The sequence below is a fragment of the Cohnella soli genome, from assembly GCF_042655525.1.
Classification (GTDB): Bacteria; Bacillota; Bacilli; order Paenibacillales; family Paenibacillaceae; genus Cohnella; species Cohnella soli.
On the sequence record NZ_JBHSMI010000029.1, the window covers coordinates 242,371 to 261,000 of the forward strand.

Consider the following 18,630-nt stretch of genomic DNA (forward strand, 5'->3'; position numbering starts at 1 on the left):
TCCCCGTTTCAGATATGAATGTACACTGTGCTACCTTCGATTTTCACGGGATACGTTCTCAGATCGACGCACACCGGTGCTCGCTTGGCCGAGCCCGTCGGAATATCGAACCGCCCGTTATGCTTCGGACATTCGATAACGCTGCCCATCACGAGTCCGTTCGATAAATGAAACTTCTCGTGCGTACAATAACCATCCGATGCATAGAAATCTCCTTTATCCGTGCGATAAATCGCAAACGTTCGGTCTTCATGATCGAACCGAATGACGTCTTCTTCATCGATGTCATCTATGCCGCACACTTCAACCCATCGGGATTCGCTCATGAAATATCGCTCCTTAAATTCAGATTGTGTTCGATCCCGTGCATATACGGTCGGGCTGTGCTAGGCAACGGCTTGACGACCACATAGGACGGATCGTCCTTCTGCTTCCTCAAGGCGGCGATCACTTCCTTCAACGCTGCCGTGAAGCTTCTGCGGGCTTCCGGGCAGTCAGCCTTCATCTCATCGTGAAGTTTGGCCAGCGCGTGATACGGAACCATCGGAAACATATGGTGTTCGACATGATAGTTCATGTTCCAATAGAGGAAACGAAGAATCGGATTCATATAGATCGTCCGCGAGTTCAGACGATGATCGAGCACGTCTTCGTAAAGCCCCAAATGCTGTGTCATACCGAATCCTAACGTAAGAATAAAGCCATAAAATGAAGGCAGAATGACGAACATCGCAGGCAGGATGCTGCCGGCATAGAAGCAAGAGGCGATGACGGCCAAGAAGATCAACATATATACGCGTGCTTCGCGGAACACTTTCTTATGCTCGGAAGCCGGAATATACTCTTGCTCCTGCTTCTCCAGTTTGCCGAACGCATGCAAGAAAAATCGCTTGATTTCGATCGGACCGCCGTACAGATCGAACACTTGCATCCATAAGATCTTCCATAGCGGCGGCCGTTCGGTGACGATTTCGGGGTCTCTGCCGACGATGATCGTATCCGTATGATGTCGCGCATGGCTCCAGCGCCACGGCGTTGCCGAACGCAAAACCATGAAAGAAGCGATCTGATAAATCACTTCGTTCATCCACGGCGTTTTGAACGCCGTTCCGTGACCACACTCGTGCCATCTCGAATCTCCCGGGGTCGTGTACAAGATGCCGTAAGCAAGAAAAGCCGGAATCGCCCACCATGTTCCCCAGGACACATAGCACGCATAACCGAGTGCGATTAAACCGACAAACCAAATGATCGTATCCCGTATCGCCGGGCCGTTCTTGCGCTTCATCAGTTCTTTTAACTTCGCGCGTGGAATCGGCGTCGTGTACCATTCGGCGGCCACCAAGCCTTTCTCTTCGGCGCGTTTGCTTTCTTGTCCGGTAATGCTGTAGTCGCGTTTCTGAACGACGATTGCCACTGTTAGAACCCTCCTCCGAAGTGTGCCCGGGCACATAAAAGATCAAAAAAAGGACATCTCGCCGAACTATAAACTTTCGGAAATGTAAATATGCGTATCCGTATAATAATTCACTTGATCAGGGCGCTTACCCATAAAAATCAGATCGTAAAGCAGCCGCAAAGACAAGTACCCTTGTTGCCGCGGGTTTTGAACGATTGTGAAATCGATGATTCGATCGCTCAGCCCTTCTCTCGTCTCGGGGATGAGGTCGTTGCTGATCACTTTGATTTTGCCTGCTTTGCCTTGCTTCTTGAGAACGTCGATCGCAGCGTCAATTGGACCGGTCGCCAAATAAAGCCCCGCAATATCAGGATGCTCGGTTAGCGCCTGACTGAGTTTGGCATGCGTCTCTTCGTAACGATCGAAGCCTTCGATGATTTGGATGATGTCGAATTTCTTCTCTTTGTTGGCCGACGCTTCCTTAAACCCTTGTACTCTGGAACGATGGGCATGAAACTTCAGGTTGCCCGTCAAGATCAGCACTTTCGCCGCTGCCGGCAACATTTTGTCCATCAGTTCGGCCGCCACTTTACCGCTCTTATACAAGTCCTGACCGACGAAACAAACGCGTTTACTGTTCTCCACGTCGGAATTGAACGTAATGACCGGTACGCCTTGTTCGGCAGCTCTATCGATGTTCTCCCGGACGATCTGGTCGTCCATCACCGAGAACATGATGCCATTCGCGCCTGCGCTTACCAGCTCTCTAATCGCTGCTGCGCCTTCTTCCGGCGTCTTGTTGTCCACGTAGCGGTATTCCAGCCGGATACCGAAACTTTTTAACTCTTCGGCGGCCATCTCGATGCCGACTCGGATTTCGTCGAAAAATGGGATATCCCGAGGTGGCATAATGATGCCGAACAATACTGGTTTCTTGCTGTAAGCGAGTCCCTTGCCGGCTGCATTCGGAACATAATTCAGCTCGCGTGCGATCTCGAGTACCCGCTCCCGGACTTCCGGTTTTACCCGCGGTCTGCCGTTCAGCACCCGATCAACCGTTCCTCTTGAAACGCCGGCTTTCTCTGCGATTTCCCGTATAGTGACGACCAAGTTATAACCACCCCATCTTGCTATTTCGAAAATGCCTCATCTTCAATCCATAAGCTGGTTGCAAAACCGATTTCTTCACCTGGCGCTATCCCTCTGACACCAGTCAACCGGTGATCGTAAGGAAGATTAAATCCGTCTGTGACGCATGTATACGGTTCTAACGAAACGGCCGATGCCCAGTCGGGTCGGAATAATACGACGAAAGGGAATTGATGGTCGAATCGATAAGCGATCGTATAGCGCTCATTGCTCATACTAATATAACACGTATGATCGGCTTCTTCATGGAGAGATAGAAGCGAGCAACCTTGCTTCGGATAATCCGCGAACGGAAGGCCGTCGTTCAGCTGTTCACTGAACGGTGTAACCGACGGTTCGCCCTTCACGAATGCTTCATTCGTCACAGGCCATTCCGCGACAGCCGGAATGCGAACGGTAATGCCTTCTTCCTCGGAGGGAAGATGAAAATACGGATGGAACCCGAATGCGAACGGCGATACCAACTCTCCCTCGTTGACGATAGATCCTAGCGCGTGCAGTTGTCCGTCAAAGAGCCGGTAAGTGATCGTAAAGGTCAGCCGATGAGGAAAATAGGCCAGCATATCGGGATGAGCTTCGTACTTGAAGCGGCTTGTGACGAACGCCCCGGTCGCTTCGGATGCTCCAAATTCCGTCACTTCCCACGGTCTGGCGCCGATCTCCCCGTGCAAATGGTAAAGGGATCTTTCGTTTAGCGGCAATCGGTATTCCTGTCCCTTATAGGTGAATGTTCCATTCTTCACGCGATTTGGCGGAAAAAGGATCGGGGTTCCGTATTCGGAATACCCGAACGGTTGCCGTTTCAGTTCGCTCAGGCTTGGGGGCGGCATAATCGCTTGGCGTCCTTTGCTCTCGAAACGAAAGAGATTATTTCCGACGTCCGATACAATGTCTGCGACGGATCCGGATAACGCGTCGCTTAATTCGATCGTCGCAAATCCTTCTTTCATTACGCGATCAGCCGAATATCGGCTCATTGAACCACCTGCCTTCCACAATGTGCCCGCGCACACATTAAGGTAAAAAAAACGGCTTCACTGCTGAAACCTTATTTCGTCTTTACCCTGTGTATGCTGTTCATCAATTATGTGCCCGCGCACACCTTTGATGAATTCATTGTAAAGCAGTTCAATAAAATGCGCAAGCCCCAATTTGTAAGCGCATTATTAGGGCAAGAGTTATTGCGAATAAGTGCAAAATCCCCGCTATCGCGAAGGCGGGGACTCGTGCTAGAAGGCTCTCGTTCTCGTAAACAGCCAGCCGCACGTAAACAATACGCAGCTTGATAGAAAGGTAATGCCGAAGCCCTGCAGCAACGAATCATTATATAGAAGTACCTTAAATCCGTCCCCCAGACTCGACCGAAGCGTCGGAATAGATGTCATAATGGGAATCGCAGCGATGAATACGACCCAGAGGATCCAACCCGTCACATGCCGTATACCGGAAAACAATAAGTTAAACACGGACATCAGCAGCAAATATATCCCAAGCTGGTACACGAACATACCGGCCACACCGAACTGATCCCAATGGAATATTTCAAGAATGTTCATGTACCTGCTGTGCAGCGAATCGGACAAGCCGATCTCCAGCTTCAGCCATGCAATGTTAAATACAGCAAATATAATCGCCCAAAAGACATACGAGATTAACAACCCCGTATAATACTCTTTCCGCGTAGCCCCCAAGTTAATGATCCTCTTGAAAGATGCAAACGGCAGGACAGTCGATGCGAGTACAAGAAAAACGGTCATTATATTGCTTGCGGATACATGGCTATTCTCACCTTCAGGTAGAGATAGCAGCAAGATGATGTCCACCAGAAGACTGATTGCCACTAAACCCGCTACGCCACACAAATAAAGTCTTAATTGCAGTCGGGAAGCTTTCAACAGCATTTTCAACTTATTCAATGTGTTCCCCTCCATCAATTAAATAAGCGAAAAATTTCTGCAAAGGTAATCCTTCAATTGAGATTCCTTGATCATGAGCCAACGCCCGATCCTCTTCGTCAAAGGAATCGAATACGGCAGCAAGGATGCTGTTACCGTACGCCTCCCGGTAAATGACCCGTTTTTCACTGGTCCATTTCTCCATCGCTTCTTTGCTGCCTTTCAGCATAAAAGATTTCGAGCGGATCGCGTCGGCATCATCGTTCAGCAAAACGTTGCCGCCCTCGACAATGACGATGTTCTCTACGACTTTGGCGATCTCGTCGATCAGATGGGAAGAAAGAACAATCGTCCGCGGGATAACGTCCAATACAGCAAAGCCAAAGCGCTGACCGAAGCGCCTAGGATGCACACGCCGTTCCATCCCGCGTAGGCGTATACAGCAGTCGAAGCGATCGAACCGACGGCGCTTCCGATCGAATAGAATATCATATAGCCCGCGGTAAGGCGGCTGCGCGATTCCGGGCGAACACTCATAATCATGCTCTGGTTCGTGACATGAACGGCCTGCACCGCGAAGTCCAACACGATAATGCCGACGATCAATCCCCATAGCGAGAATTCGATTAAGCTGATCGGCAACCACGATAGTAACAGCAGAGCCAGTGCGATTCCCGTCGTTCTCTGGCCTAATCCTCTGTCCGCCAGACGCCCCGCCTTAGCTGCCGCTAATGCTCCGGCAACTCCGACAAGACCGAACAACCCGATCTCGCTGTATGAAAACGCAAATGGCGGCACGCTCAGAGGTAATACCAACGAAGTCCATAATATGCTGAATGCGGTGAAAATGAGTAGCGCCAGCACGCCACGAATCCGGAGAATCCTTTCTTGCTTAAACAAATAAATAACCGAGCGAAGCAAGCCGAAGTAAGATATCGTCGCTCTTTCGCACCTTATATTAGGCAAAGCCCGGAATAAAGCAACCGCCAGAAGGAGCGTCGCTCCAGCAGAGGCGAGGTAAACTGCACGCCAACCTGCTGCATCCGCCAAGATGCCGGCAACCGTTCGAGCAAGCAAAATCCCGATCACGATGCCGCTTGTCACCACGCCGATCACCCGCCCGCGATCGGCCGGGGCGGCTAACGACGCTGCAAAAGCGACAAGCGTCTGCGTCACAACCGCCAGCAGCCCTACTCCGGCCATGCCCGCAAGTAATACCGCGATCGTGGGGGCCAAACCAACCGTCACTAACGCCAATACGGATAATAGCATTTGGCCCGCGATAAGCCGCCGTTGATTCATCAAGTCACCTAGCGGCACCAGGAGAATCAAGCCCAAAGCATAGCAAATCTGGGTAACGGTGATGATCATTCCGATCGCTGAGCGATCAATGCTGAACTCGCCCGCTATGGCATCCAGAAGCGGTTGCGCGAAGTAGATGTTCGCAACTGCCATCCCACATGCGACTGCAAACAAGAGCGTCATAAAACGAGACATGGCAAATCCCAATTTCGTCATTTTTACTCTTCACACCTTCCATTTCTCTATTTCTCAGCTCATTAACGTACCGAACGGTACAAAATTAATTTGACTTTTACAGTAGATCATTTCTTTGTTCTCTGTCAATACATTACTACTCCAGCACGATAATTGACAAACCCCCTGGCCTGGAATTAAGATAAATCATACTAATCAGTATGTTATGAAAAGAGGGATGGTCCATGGCACGACTCCGAGAATTTAACGAGGAACAAGCGCTGGATGCCGCCATGCAGTTATTTTGGGAAAAAGGATACGAAGCCGCATCGTTAACCGATTTGACGTCTCGCATGGGCATCCAGCGTCCTAGCATCTATTCGGCCTTCGGAGATAAGAAACAGCTGTTCGAATCCTCGCTGCGCAAATATACGACATCTCATGCATCGCACATGCGAGCCAAGCTTCAGCGACATTCCTCCGTGAAAGAGGCGTTTCGAAACCTGTTCGAAGATTTGATTGCAGAGGAATACAAAGAGGAACGTCCGAGCAAAGGATGCTTCTGCATCAATACGATGGTTGAACTCGCCCCGCACGACGAGAAATTCGCAATCTTGACCAGAGAGCATCAGCTGTATCTATCGGTCATTTTTCAAGAAACGATCGAACGGGGCGTACGTTCAAATGAGCTCTCGACCGGAATGAACCCTAAAGCTTTAGCGCAAACGTTGGTCGTTGCTTTAATCGGACTGACCGTGATCATGAAATCGCGACCTGACCGCTCGTTTGCCGATCATTCCGTTGCCTGTATACTTTCATTGCTTTCTTGATCGGTGAACGTAAAAAAACACGCCGGAGAGGGCGTGTTGAAGGTGTTAAAGTCTATTTATTTAACGCGTGTCGAAAGCCGTCTCGCCATGAGCACGCCGGAGTCCAGCCCTGTATCAACGCCTTGTCGTTTGAAGCGCCTCTTTCCCATCTGCCATGCTCCCGACGATATGTAGGTTCAGGGGCGCCTATCATTTCTGCATACACCGGCAGCCACTCCGTCCCGGCGGCAGGCTCGTGATCGACGATGTTATAGGCGCCGGACGGCCACGCCAGCGCGAGTCGCGTTGCCTTCGCTGCATCACTGACGTGAACGAAAGAAGCGATCCCTTCAGTCGCGTTCAGTTGACGTTGACGCACTTGCTCTGCCATATAACCGTCCGGAGCGTACCATGTCCCGGCGCCGTAAAACAATCCATAGCGAAGAATGACATGCTCCGGCATTTCCGCAGCAGCGCTTTCCAAAGCGCAGATCCCTTCAACTGTCGTTTTTCTCGGATCGGGGGCTTCCAGATCAAGCGGACATTCCTCCGAGGCAGGTCCGTCGCCAGCTAAATAAGCCCACGATATGCTTTGAACGATCATTTTGTTCACGCCCGCTGCCAGGGAAGCGTCCACGAGATTTCGCGTCCCCTCCTTGCGGATTTTTGCATTATCGGCGAAATTCCTCGCCCCTAGCGAAGTCAGTTGATGAATGACGACATCCGGTTTAGTTTCTTGCAGAGCATCGAACATGGCTTCCCGGTCGAAGACATCGAGAATGATCGGTTTGGCTCCTAGATCGGACAAGCTCGCAGCACCGCCCGCATTTCGCGTAAATCCGGTCACTTCATGACCGTCCTGGATTAGCAGCGGAATCAGCGCTCTGCCGATGACTCCGCTTGCCCCTGCTACTGCAATTTTCATGTCGGTTTAACCTCCGTTCTTCGTTTGTTTCTCCCCGGGAAAGGAATTACCCCTATCGCGCCGAACACGCCGAAAACAATAAATGCACAACCAATCAGATGATAATAGGCCAGCTTTTCGTTCAAGAAGATGATGCCTGCCAGTATCGAGACAAACGTCCCAAGATTCGTAAACATGCTCATTTTATACGCTTCAATCTTGGACAATAAATAATTGGACATGATGGAAGACAGGAGCGAAGAAATGAGGCCGATATACAACAACGATGCGACAAACACCGGATTCGTCATGGGTTCCCACAGCTTATCGAGCGTACCCGCGCTCGCGTGTTTGCCAAGAGCCAGCGCGTCGAACAAAATGCATCCCATCAGCATCATCACGTAACTCATTTGCATCGGCGAAAAGTCGTTTCTGTACCATCGGGCAAGTACGCCATACAACGACAAGGCGAAGACCGACACGATGATCAAAATGATACCTGTAATGCTTGTCCCATGAACGGAGCCGCCGCTCATCACGACAATGAAAACAACCCCGCCGACCGAGATCAGCACCGATAGCTTTTGCCCCATGGACGTACTTTCCTTAAGGATCATGGAAGCCATAATCAGTGTAAAAATGGGCGCGGTCGCCTGAAAGATCGCAGCCTCGGAAGAGGCCGTATAGGTAAGCCCCCATGCTTGAAAAGCGAAAAACGCCGCCGGATACAGAAGACCGATCGGAATGATACGCCACCAACTGCCGCCTCGCCGATCAAGCTTTATCCACCCGGCGCGTATCGGGATAGCCAGACCGATAAACGCGATGGTGAAACGCCATGCCAACGTATCGATCGGATCTGCGTAATCCAGAGCCAGCTTCGTAAATAAAAAAGCGAAGCCGATGATGAGCGCATATAGCAGCGCAAGCAAATATACTGTTCGTGATTTAGACAAATGAACTTCCTCCTTGCTGACTGTACAAGCCGGCCGACTTTGTAGTATGTATTTAGTATGGGGGCTGTAACAGTGTGATTCAATGATGATTTATGTATACTGTACCGGTACAATTATTGTAAGAGGTGCGAAACGGTGAAAAAATACATCGAATTGGTCAGAGAAATTGAATCCCAATTGGAAAATGAAACGATACGCGGAGGGCAAAGACTGCCTTCCATTCGAGAAATGTCCGATCAATTCGCCTGCAGTAAAAGCACGGTCATCAAAGCCTATATGGAACTGGAAAGGCTTCATCTCATCTATAGCGTTCCCCAAAGCGGATACTATGCAGTAGTAAAAAAACCAGAGTCGGAACAAATGCGGAACCGGACGATGATCGATTTCACATTGGCCTCCCCCGACCCGGGTTTATTTCCTTATTTGGATTTTCAACACTGCCTGAATAAAGCAATCGACATGTACAGGAATCATTTATTCTCTTACGGGGTATCACCCGGATTGCCTTCATTGTTACAAGTTTTGAGCAAACATCTGGCCAACGATCAAGTATTTGCCCGTCCCGATCAGCTCACGATTACGTCAGGCATTCAGCAAGCGCTATCGATTCTGACCGCTATGCCGTTCCCGAACGGGAAGCGTACCGTATTGATGGAACAACCTAGTTATCATTTGTTTATTCAATTATTGCAGACGCAAGGCATTCCGGTTCAAGGGATTGCCAGAACCGAACAGGGAATCGATCTGGACCAATTGGAATCCTGGTTTCGGACAGGGGAAATCAAGCTGTTTTATACGATGCCTCGGTTTCATAACCCTCTGGGTACCTCTTTCACGGAAAAGACGAAAAAAGCCATTGCCGAATTAGCAGAGCGGTATGGCGTGTATGTGGTGGAAGACGATTATTTGGCCGATCTGGAGAAAGATACGAAGGCAGATCCGATCTATGCTTACCGTGCATCACACGTCATTTACTTACGCAGTTTTTCTAAAATACTGTTCCCCGGTCTACGTCTTGGTCTAGCTGTGCTCCCTCAAGAACTTCAAGCCACTTTTAACCTGTATAAACAATTATCAGATATCGATAGTTCTATGTTGTCGCAAGCTGCTCTCGAAATCTATTTGCAGAACGGCATGTTTGATCGGCGCAAACATAAAATTGTGACTTCCTATCATAATCGTATGTCTCTTTTGAATCGCGCACTGGAAAAACATAACGATTTGAATGATGTACGCTATGCAGCAGTTCGGTACGGCGTTCATACGCATATGACCTTCGCGAAGTCTCTGCCTATTCAGACCTTGTTGGACCGTCTGCGCAAAAGGAACATTTTACTGAAAAAACTTGACCAATGCTTCATTGACGCTTTCGAGAAAACACCGATGTTGAAGTTGAGCATCTCAGGCGTGGAGGAAGCCCGAATCGATGAAGGGGTTCGAGCGATTTTTGAAGAAATTCGCCGGATGATTTGAGAAAGGACCTCAAGCCTTGAAGAGCGGGGGCTGAGGTCCTCTTCTCGGAGAAATCGGTTCTAAGAGGGGCACTGGAATTATCTTTTATGTCCAAGCAGTTATGCTTTTGCCAATCGTATCGGTCACCATTGCATTTCCAGCAGCGTCTGTGACCGTGCCGTTGCCGCCCGCTGTGTATGTTACGGTGACGCCAACCGAGGATGAAGCAGACAGATTGCTTACGGTAAGTACGACTTGATCGGGTGTTCCTCCTGGCGCAATCTTCGATACGGTGTATTGAATGCCCGGGTTGGCTTTATCGCGAACCGTGAATCCGCCGTCGTTGGATTTCGTAACAGTTGCGGCCGCCGCAACTTCATCCAGGATGACCGTAATTTGAGTATCACTATTCCTAAAAGCAAGCGACAGCGCAGGCGGCGTCGTATCGGGCGCAGCCGATACCGCGTTCGTTACCGTTTGATAGGAAAAGGATGCAAGAATGCCGCCGTCGGCCGCTGTCATTTCATCTGGGGAATGCTGAAGAAACGCTACCTTAACTTGTTGTCCGCTCGTTATCGGAGCCGCAAGCGTCAGGTCGATTTTGGTTGTGTCGTTGTTCAGCGCCGCCGCTGTTAAAGCAACATTAGCCGTTGGATAGAAGTTGTCTACATACACCTTAAAATAAGATTTTTTATCCGCCGGGTCGGCCATCGCTTTGTTGAACGTTACGGTGACGATCGTTCCCGCCGCATTCGTCGTTGCACTTACAAATACAGGCGCTGCTCCCGGCGTCATGACCGCATTCGTCACGTTTTTAGCTGCGAACGTTGCAAGTACGCCGGTGTCGGCTGCCGCAATTGTCCCGGCCGTATAGGCTACGGTTACGGTTTGGCCGACCGTTACAGGAGTCGCCAGCGTCAAGTTAATTTTGTTCGTATTTCCATTTAATGCTGCCGCTGTCACAGCATTCGCTGCGCCGTTTGCCTGCACCGTGAATTGACTATGCTTGCCGGCCGGATCTGCCATCGGCTTGTCGAATGTTACGGTTACGATTGTGCCCGCCGTATTCGTCGTCGCACTTACGAAAGTAGGCGCCATTGCCGGTGCCGCATTCGTCACGTTTTGCGCTGCGAACGTTGCAAGCACGCCGGTGTCGACTGCCGTAATCGTGCCTGCCGTATAGGCTACGGTTACGGTTTGGCCGGCCGTCACGGCAGTCGCCAGCGTCAAGTCGATTTTGTTCGTATTATTATTTAATGCTGCCGCTGTCACAATTTTCGCTGTGCCGTTTGCCTGCACCGTGAATTGACTATGCTTGCCGGCCGGATCGGCCATCGGCTTGTCGAATGTCACGGTTACGATTGTGCCCGCCGTATTCGTCGTGGCGCTTACGAATGCAGGTGCCGTTATGACCGCAGGCTCCGACGGCGTCGGGGGCTGCGGTGCCCGCACCATGTTCGCAACGGGCTGATCCGTGAACGATGCGAGAACTCCCTTGTCTGCTGCGGCGACTTTTCCTGCCGCGTATACATACGCTATTGTGACCGTATCTCCGGCTTTCACAGCAGTCGCCAGCGTCAAATCGATTTTGTTCGCTCCATTCAGCGCTGCTGCTTTTAATAAGTTAGGCCGTCCATTTACATTGACCGCAAATTGACTTTGCATCCCTGTCGGATCTGCCAACGGTTTATTGAACGTTACTGTGACGATCGTACCCGCTGCATTGGTCTCCGCGCTTAAGAACGCGGGAGACTCTACCGTCACCGCATTCGTTACATTTTGTGCCGCAAACGATGCAAGCTGCCCCTTGTCTGCCGAAGTCACCATACCCGCCGTATAAGCTACCGTTACCGTTTGTCCTTTTGTCACCGGTGCCCCTAGCGTCAGGTCAATTTTGTTTTGGGCCGCGTTCAACGCTGCAGCTGACACGAATACGGATTTGCCGTTAACGTTAACCTTAAATGAACCATGAGAGCCTGCCGGATTCGTCATCGGCTTGTCGAACGTTACGGACACCCTTGAACCTGCCTCATCGGTCGTCGCGCTTACGAATTTGGGTTTTGCAACCGGAATCGTTACAGGAAGCGAAAAAGGGATTATCGGGAATGCGTCCTTTGCAAGATATTGGGCTTCCCCGAGCGACTTCGAATATGAATACGAGACCATGACCTCTTGTCCGGCTTTCACAGGTTCCTTCAGTTGTAAATCGATTTGACTTGCGCCGTTCAGCACTGCCTCTTCCACCATAATGGTCTTTTTATTCGTATATCTATCCACTTCCACGATAAATTGTTTTTCATAGCCCCTGGGACTTGCTACCGGTTTGTTGAATTTTATGGTTACAATCGTCCCCTCTATATTGGTCGTTGCACTTACAGGCGACGATCCGCTCATCGTTACCGTATTCGATAGATTTGAATCTGCGGAAGTCATTCCTGCAACGTTCTTTGCTCTGATCGTGAACCTGTAATCCTCTCCCGGCTTTAGATTTTTGACGATGTTTTGGACGAGATCGGTCGTTTGGCCGCCCGGATACGTCGTCACTGTGTAACCGGTTATAAAAGATTGTTCTTGTGGCTGTGTAAAATGTATAATGGCCTCGCGATCTCCATTACTTCTCGCCATTGTGATTGTTGGTGTTGAAGGCGCTAATAACGTAGAACCCGGCTGTATTTCGAATAAAATACCGTCCGGTGAAGTATACAAAATCGCTTTGTCGATTGTCCCGTTGCCGACAACGTGTACAGGAGCCCCAACTTCCATTTCTTTAACATTCGCACCGTTCTCTAAACTGACTGTACTCCCCCCGGCATTGGAGCCGACGTTCACTACTTGTATTTGCCCGCCCTGGACGAAGATTTTCGTCGGAGCGTTCATATTGACCGTTTGAATGCCACCTAGTACAGGACTGTTCGGCACATCTCTTTGCTGAATGATTACCGGGGTTGTCACATTAATAATCTGAATGGTAGATCCAACGACTTCGAGACGCACGGATCCATATTGGGAAGTATAAACCTCGGCAAACACATTAATTAATGTGCTGAAGTCAATATGAATGGAGTTCTCGCCGCCGCCGTTTACGAATGTTGCCCCCTGTACGGTTACATGGTCCAAGTACGCATCGCCGTCTCCAACGGAAGCCGCTATCCTTAAGTTTCCTGTTATCTCCATATTCCTCAATGTTACGCCGGGCGCCGTAATCGTTACATTGCCCGCAATCGTTTCCGTTCCGGTATCGGGACCATACGTTCCCTCTTTATCGTATACAACGCCAATGATGCGCTGCAGCGTTACGATCGCTTCCGCCCGGGTAATCGGACGTTCCGGCCTGAAGCTGCCGTCAGCGTAACCGCTCATGATGCGATTGCCGACGACCGCGCCGATCACTTCCTTGCTCCACGACGGGAAAGATGCGCTATCTGCCAGCGCTGCCGCCGCTCCCGAATCGCCTTGCAGCTTCTGCAGCCGATACACGATCGAGGCTGCTTCCTGACGGCTGATCTTGTTGCCCCAGCGTATCGTCTGGTCATCATACCCTTGCACATAACCCGCCTTGATCGCGATTTGCACGTCATGATACGCCCAATCGGAAGCTTTCAAATCTTTGAAATGCACTTCCGCGCGCGCCGTAAAATGAAAAGCCCGGTTGATGAGCGCCATGAACTCCGCTCGCGTGATCTCGCGGTCCGGCTTTACCGAGCCGTCGCCGTATCCCGAGATTAAGCCTTGCTGCATCCAATCGTTCAACTGTACCTCTGCCCAATGCCCCTTTGTATCGGTGGCCGCAGCGGCGCCAAAGGCGGACGTAAAAGCCACAAACAGCAAAACAATCGCGAGGAAAAACGTTGCGACTCTTCTTATTTTCATCATAAATGCCCCCAGTCTCGGTTGCTTGTAAACACGTCCATTATACGCAGTGACGCTAAAAGCAAACTGAAAATAAAACGCCGGAAGGCTGCTAGCCGTCCGACGTACGATTTAACCACTCATAGGGATTTAGCGCTATACGTTCAATATCGGCATCAAAGGGGGCGTCCAGTTCTTTACGAAAGATTTCCTCTTCCACATATGCAGCGTATTTGCGAGCTTCGTCTGCGTTTTCCATAAGCAAATGCAGGGCGATCATCTTCGTATGGACACGCTCGTCATAAGGAAACAGGTTCGTCCATTTTTGCAGCATGGGCATAGCGCTCCGATAACGCCTCAATTGCACATAGGTATGGACGATCTTCTCAAGCAGTGCCGCATAACTGTACTCCAACTCCGCCTGCCGCTGAGCAGCCCAGTCATAAGCGTGAGCTTGCAAATATCCGCCCCGATACAGCTCTGCCGCTCGTTCGGCATGCGTGAGATCGAACGCTCCGCTATTGATTTGTCTGCATGCTAGCTCATACTTATACAAATCGCAAAGGTCCGGGGATAGCCGCAACCGGTAACTCCCGCTGCCTCCCTTGGATTGCTCGACTACGTCGAAAAGACCGCACGCTTCCAGATCTTTGCGCAGTTGATAGACGGTGCTGTACAAGTTCGCCTGTGTCCGCACAGGATCGCGATCATGCCACAGCGCCTCCATAATTTGCGCCTTGTCGACCGGTTCACGATTGTGATGGACCAAATAGGCCAGCAACTCCTCCGACTTGGAATTGCGAAACTTGACGGGCTGATCGCCCGACATAATCGCGAATCGGCCGAAGCAGCGAATCGACACGCCTTGATATTCGCCCCAGTCTGCCGGGAATCGTTGTTGACGCTGCAAGCAGCGCTGCAGCGTTCGTTGCATGCGTTCCTCGGCAACCGGCTTCAACAAGTAATCGATCGCATTCGCATCGAACGCCTTCACCGCATATTCGTCATAAGCAGTCACGAATGCAATGTAGACGCCCTCCCGAATCGATTGAATCGTTTGGGCCAGTTGCAGCCCATGGCTGTCCGGCATTTCCATATCGAGCAGCACAAGATCAACCGCTTCGATCCGCAGCCGTTCCAGAAACGCATCCGCATCCGTAAACAAACCGCAAATTTCTACGTCCGCAAATGTCCGCAGCACTCTTTCCAATTGTCTTAACGCAGGCAACTCGTCATCGACGGCCATCACTCGAATCATTCTTGTCCTCTCCCGTCGTCGGGAAATCGTAGCGTCACTCTCGTTCCTTGACCTTCCTTGCTGGCAATATCGAGCCCATAACCGTACATCCTCATCATTCGCTGTTGAATGTTGCGCAGTCCTACCCCGCCCGGACGGTCCCTGTCCGTGAACAGCGCTTGCAGCAGCGACTCCGACATTCCCATCCCGTCATCTTCAATCGTTATGAGGACAAACCGTTCTTCCCGCCGTACCGAAACGTCGACCGTTCCTCCCTTTTTACGTTTCATGACGCCATGGCGCACCGCATTTTCCACGATCGGTTGGAGAGCAAGCGGAGGGAGCATGCAGTCTACTCCTTCTTCTATTGTATAGACTACACGCAGCCTGTCTCCGAAACGCGCTTTCTCGATGTCCAAATACGATTCCGTCAGTTCCAGTTCTTGGTTCAGCGGCACCAACTTGTCCAGATGATTAAAATCAAAGCTGCTTCGCAAATATCGGCTTAGCTTGATAAGCAGATGATACGTCGTCTTCGGTTCATCCAGCGATAGGGAAACAAGCGTATTCAGCGTATTATACAGAAAATGCGGTTTGATCTGCGCTTGCAAGAACGCCATTTCCGAAGCGACCGCCTCTTCCGCAGACCGCTTCATATCTAGCAGCGTTCGCACGCGAGCCCTCAGCTCCACCGAATAGAACGGTTTCGTCAAAAAATCGTTAGCACCGGCGCCGAAACCGTTCAGCATGTCTTCCGGTTCGGTTTTCGCCGTCGCCAGAAGCACGGGCAGTTCGGAGAGCGAATATCTTTGCCGGATTCTCCTGCATGTCTCGTAGCCTGACAATCCCGGCATCATCACATCAAGAACGATCAGATCGATCTGCCGCCGATGACTTTCCAGCACATTAAGCGCTTCTTCTCCTCGGCGGGCAACAAGCACCTCGTACGGTTCGCTCGTCAATGCGCCGATGACGACTTGCAAATTCACCGGATCGTCGTCCACCGCCAGAATCGTATATTGACTGTTTCGATTAGACCTTTGCTCAGCGGTGGCCGCAATGAACGGCTCGGGCATTCTTCCGTCTGCAATAGCGTTTTTTCCGTTCCGGATCTCGGCGGCTTGCTCGTTCTCGTCTCCGATCGGAATCGTAAATGAAAACGTCGAGCCTTTGCTCGGTTCGGACGCAACAATAATCGTGCCGCCGTGAAGCTCTACCAGCCGTTTCGTAATACCTAGCCCGAGACCTGCCCCGCCGTATGCCTTCTCTTCGGTTGTGCCGATCTGCTCGAACGATTGGAAAATGAGCTCCCGCTTCTCCTCGGGAATCCCGATGCCCGTATCGGATACGTGCATAAGCAGCATATCGCCGTCCCGCTGAGCCGACACGATAATCTCGCCACGCTCCGTATACTTGATCGCATTGCCGATCAAGTTGTACAAAATTTGCAGAAGACGATTCTCGTCAGCACGAGCGTATGGAAGCTCGTCAGGCCAGCGGAACTCGAGGCGGATCGGCTTCGTCCCGATATAATGGCGGAACACTTCCAGATTGGCGGCCATGACTCCCCGTACGTCCACGTTACGCAGATGCAGGATGATGTCGCGGTTTCTCAAGCGGGAGAAATCGAGAATATCATCGATGAGAGCGGCCAATCTGCGGGCGACAGACAAAACGGAGCCCAGGTTAGCCCGTTGAATGTCGTTCAAGTTGTCGGTGCCGCTATCGATGACCGACTGCGACAGATTGATAATTCCATGAATCGGCGTTCTCAGTTCGTGCGACGTATTGGCGAGAAATTCGTCTTTTAGGCGGTCCTGGGAAATGAGCTTCTCCGACATCGTCTCGATTGTTCGAAAAGCGTTCGAGAAACGTCTTGATAGCGCTATAGCCTCGATACCGATCATGGCAATCATGCCGATATGTGCAATAGGGATGCCGCCGCCATGATAAAGCTGCGGGTTCAGCAGGAACAGGATGTCGTGCACGAGTCCGGCAAGCGACACCGAAGTTCCGATAATGTGCAGCCATGCGCCTTCCCTTTTTCTCCATGCCGCGACGGCGAGGCCGAACAAATTGTAACCGCTGCTGAACCATGCCAATAGATGAAAAGCGGAAATCCATTTCGTATACATTTCCGTAGGTAGCAGAACAGCAGACAAAATAAATCCGCTTCCGATCCAGACGGTCGGATATACGATCTTCTTCGAAAAATCGTCCGGATACAAGTGGCGTCTATAAAGCGCTCCGAACACAATTCCGCCGTAATACGTAACATGCTCCAAAAATATGACCAACCGGATATCGGCGGAAGGGAGCAGTTGCAGGAGGAACACATCTTTGACAGCCAGCAGCCGAATCGCGACCATTAAGCAAAGAAGCCCGAAATAAAGCGCCGATCGACTTCTGCGGTTCTGAAGAAAAATAAAAATATGATACAAGCCGATCATGAGCGAACTGCCGAGAACAATCATTTCGACTGCGAACTGCTGCTTGTCAGAAGCAAATATTTGTTCCTCGGTACCCAGTTCCATCGCGTACCATGTGCCGCCCTCGGGGTACAAATAGTTGGATACTTGAACGATGATGTCAAAGGTAGGGCCGGGAGGCTGAAAGACGACGGTCCTCGGCGCATAAGCCGCTACCGCTTCTTCGCTGGATTGTGCCACTTTACCGCTGGCGGCTACTGTCCGTCCGTCGATCATCACCTTATTCGCAGTCGACATAATCGGAACGGTCAAAGCCAATGAATCGGGCACCTTGTCCGCATCGAGCTTTACTTTCAATCGATACGTCGCAAATCCGTAACCGGGCAATCGCTTACCATCTATTCGGTATTGGTCCCACACGGCAGGCACGGATGTTACAGCGTCCGGCACAGGAGCACCCGGTTTATCCCAATCTTCGCTCGCGAGCAAGCGCTGCCAATAAAACCCCCACTCACCGGCAAGCTTGACGGACCCTTGGCTGCCCATATCCCAATTCGTCAAATCCAACACGCCATGTACCGCTTTCGGCGGAGGGTTCGTCTGCGTCGACGGCGGCAGCAGCAGAAGGACCGATGCTATCAGTACGAACGCTAGGCCGGCCACTGCTCCTAAGACGTTCTTATAACGGATGCGAGATCGTTTCATAGTATCCTCTTTGGATTGGTATCGTTGTCTCCTCCCATTTTAATGCATTTCTGCCGACTTTGAGAAACCTATTTTGATAGACTGCGTCTATATACTGAACTTCCTGGAATATTTGCGATTATCGCTTTTACAAAACAAAGCAGCAAGCCATACAGGAATGGGAAACATCTCAATGGCCGAAGGAGCAAGTATTGACTAAGGCAGAAGTGATAAAAGACTGGGAAAAGTTCTATAGAAGAAAATAAGCGAAAGCGCCGGTCAGGGAAGCCCGGCGCTTTCGCTTAAGATCATCACTAGCACAATAACTTCGAGTTCCCTGCACGCAAAGATGTTACCACGGAAGTTCTTCTTGCTTGTGGAAAAACCCGCC

The 18,630-nt window shown here is 50.8% G+C and carries 14 protein-coding genes; 2 read left to right on the forward strand and 12 right to left on the reverse strand.

The annotated features are described in order from the left end of the window. Positions 1-8: 8 nt before the first annotated feature. The 7 genes from ACFPOF_RS21510 to ACFPOF_RS21540 all read right to left on the reverse strand — a co-directional run bounded on the left by ACFPOF_RS21510 (position 9) and on the right by ACFPOF_RS21540 (position 5,961). The gene (locus ACFPOF_RS21510; protein ID WP_378136471.1) at positions 9-326 is read right to left on the reverse strand and encodes a MocE family 2Fe-2S type ferredoxin; all 318 of its coding nucleotides are present in this window, start codon (positions 324-326) and stop codon (positions 9-11) included. Next, positions 323-1,417, reverse strand: a complete 1,095-nt coding sequence (locus tag ACFPOF_RS21515; protein WP_378136473.1) for a fatty acid desaturase family protein — start codon at positions 1,415-1,417, stop codon at positions 323-325. The genes ACFPOF_RS21510 and ACFPOF_RS21515 overlap by 4 nt, the downstream gene beginning before the upstream one ends. A 66-nt stretch (positions 1,418-1,483) precedes the next feature. Continuing rightward, complete coding sequence (locus ACFPOF_RS21520; RefSeq protein WP_378136475.1) at positions 1,484-2,509, reverse strand: LacI family DNA-binding transcriptional regulator; 1,026 nt, start codon at positions 2,507-2,509, stop codon at positions 1,484-1,486. 20 nt (positions 2,510-2,529) lie between these two features. Further along, complete coding sequence (locus tag ACFPOF_RS21525; RefSeq protein ID WP_378136477.1) at positions 2,530-3,525, reverse strand: aldose 1-epimerase; 996 nt, start codon at positions 3,523-3,525, stop codon at positions 2,530-2,532. A gap of 252 nt (positions 3,526-3,777) precedes the next feature. Further along, on the reverse strand, positions 3,778-4,464 hold the full coding sequence (locus ACFPOF_RS21530) for a hypothetical protein (RefSeq protein WP_378136479.1): 687 nt from the start codon (positions 4,462-4,464) through the stop codon (positions 3,778-3,780). Then, on the reverse strand, positions 4,457-4,813 hold the full coding sequence (locus ACFPOF_RS21535) for a hypothetical protein (RefSeq protein ID WP_378136481.1): 357 nt from the start codon (positions 4,811-4,813) through the stop codon (positions 4,457-4,459). Before ACFPOF_RS21535 ends, ACFPOF_RS21530 begins: the two co-directional genes overlap by 8 nt. Next, complete coding sequence (locus tag ACFPOF_RS21540) at positions 4,771-5,961, reverse strand: MFS transporter (RefSeq protein WP_378136483.1); 1,191 nt, start codon at positions 5,959-5,961, stop codon at positions 4,771-4,773. Before ACFPOF_RS21540 ends, ACFPOF_RS21535 begins: the two co-directional genes overlap by 43 nt. Positions 5,962-6,164: 203 nt before the next feature. On the opposite strand from ACFPOF_RS21540, the gene ACFPOF_RS21545 reads away from it, so the two are divergent. Then, positions 6,165-6,749: a TetR/AcrR family transcriptional regulator gene (locus tag ACFPOF_RS21545; protein ID WP_378136485.1), complete on the forward strand. Its 585-nt coding sequence runs from the start codon at positions 6,165-6,167 to the stop codon at positions 6,747-6,749. Positions 6,750-6,801: 52 nt separating this feature from the next. Here the strand turns inward: ACFPOF_RS21545 and ACFPOF_RS21550 are convergent, their stop codons facing one another. Continuing rightward, positions 6,802-7,653: an NAD-dependent epimerase/dehydratase family protein gene (locus ACFPOF_RS21550; RefSeq protein WP_378136487.1), complete on the reverse strand. Its 852-nt coding sequence runs from the start codon at positions 7,651-7,653 to the stop codon at positions 6,802-6,804. Continuing rightward, positions 7,650-8,588: a DMT family transporter gene (locus ACFPOF_RS21555; RefSeq protein WP_378136489.1), complete on the reverse strand. Its 939-nt coding sequence runs from the start codon at positions 8,586-8,588 to the stop codon at positions 7,650-7,652. Before ACFPOF_RS21555 ends, ACFPOF_RS21550 begins: the two co-directional genes overlap by 4 nt. A gap of 135 nt (positions 8,589-8,723) precedes the next feature. On the opposite strand from ACFPOF_RS21555, the gene ACFPOF_RS21560 reads away from it, so the two are divergent. Further along, entirely contained in the window at positions 8,724-10,061 is a 1,338-nt protein-coding gene (locus ACFPOF_RS21560) for an aminotransferase-like domain-containing protein (protein ID WP_378136491.1), read from the forward strand. A gap of 84 nt (positions 10,062-10,145) precedes the next feature. Here the strand turns inward: ACFPOF_RS21560 and ACFPOF_RS21565 are convergent, their stop codons facing one another. The 3 genes from ACFPOF_RS21565 to ACFPOF_RS21575 form a co-directional block, all read right to left on the reverse strand. Beyond that, the gene (locus ACFPOF_RS21565; RefSeq protein WP_378136492.1) at positions 10,146-13,910 is read right to left on the reverse strand and encodes a SwmB domain-containing protein; all 3,765 of its coding nucleotides are present in this window, start codon (positions 13,908-13,910) and stop codon (positions 10,146-10,148) included. 91 nt (positions 13,911-14,001) lie between these two features. Continuing rightward, positions 14,002-15,147, reverse strand: coding sequence for a response regulator (locus tag ACFPOF_RS21570; RefSeq protein WP_378136494.1), 1,146 nt, complete (start codon positions 15,145-15,147; stop codon positions 14,002-14,004). Continuing rightward, positions 15,144-18,260, reverse strand: coding sequence for an ATP-binding protein (locus tag ACFPOF_RS21575; protein WP_378136496.1), 3,117 nt, complete (start codon positions 18,258-18,260; stop codon positions 15,144-15,146). The genes ACFPOF_RS21570 and ACFPOF_RS21575 overlap by 4 nt, the downstream gene beginning before the upstream one ends. Between the last annotated feature and the right edge of the window lie 370 nt (positions 18,261-18,630).

Excerpts from the sequence above, each read along its gene's own strand:
- ACFPOF_RS21570 (WP_378136494.1), bottom strand. The coding sequence starts at position 15,147 with ATGATTCGAGTGATGGCCGTCGATGACGAGTTGCCTGCGTTAAGACAA.
- ACFPOF_RS21510 (WP_378136471.1), bottom strand. The coding sequence starts at position 326 with ATGAGCGAATCCCGATGGGTTGAAGTGTGCGGCATAGATGACATCGAT.
- ACFPOF_RS21575 (WP_378136496.1), bottom strand. The coding sequence starts at position 18,260 with ATGAAACGATCTCGCATCCGTTATAAGAACGTCTTAGGAGCAGTGGCC.
- ACFPOF_RS21540 (WP_378136483.1), bottom strand. The coding sequence starts at position 5,961 with ATGACGAAATTGGGATTTGCCATGTCTCGTTTTATGACGCTCTTGTTT.
- ACFPOF_RS21545 (WP_378136485.1), top strand. The coding sequence starts at position 6,165 with ATGGCACGACTCCGAGAATTTAACGAGGAACAAGCGCTGGATGCCGCC.
- ACFPOF_RS21565 (WP_378136492.1), bottom strand. The coding sequence starts at position 13,910 with ATGAAAATAAGAAGAGTCGCAACGTTTTTCCTCGCGATTGTTTTGCTG.
- ACFPOF_RS21550 (WP_378136487.1), bottom strand. The coding sequence starts at position 7,653 with ATGAAAATTGCAGTAGCAGGGGCAAGCGGAGTCATCGGCAGAGCGCTG.
- ACFPOF_RS21525 (WP_378136477.1), bottom strand. The coding sequence starts at position 3,525 with ATGAGCCGATATTCGGCTGATCGCGTAATGAAAGAAGGATTTGCGACG.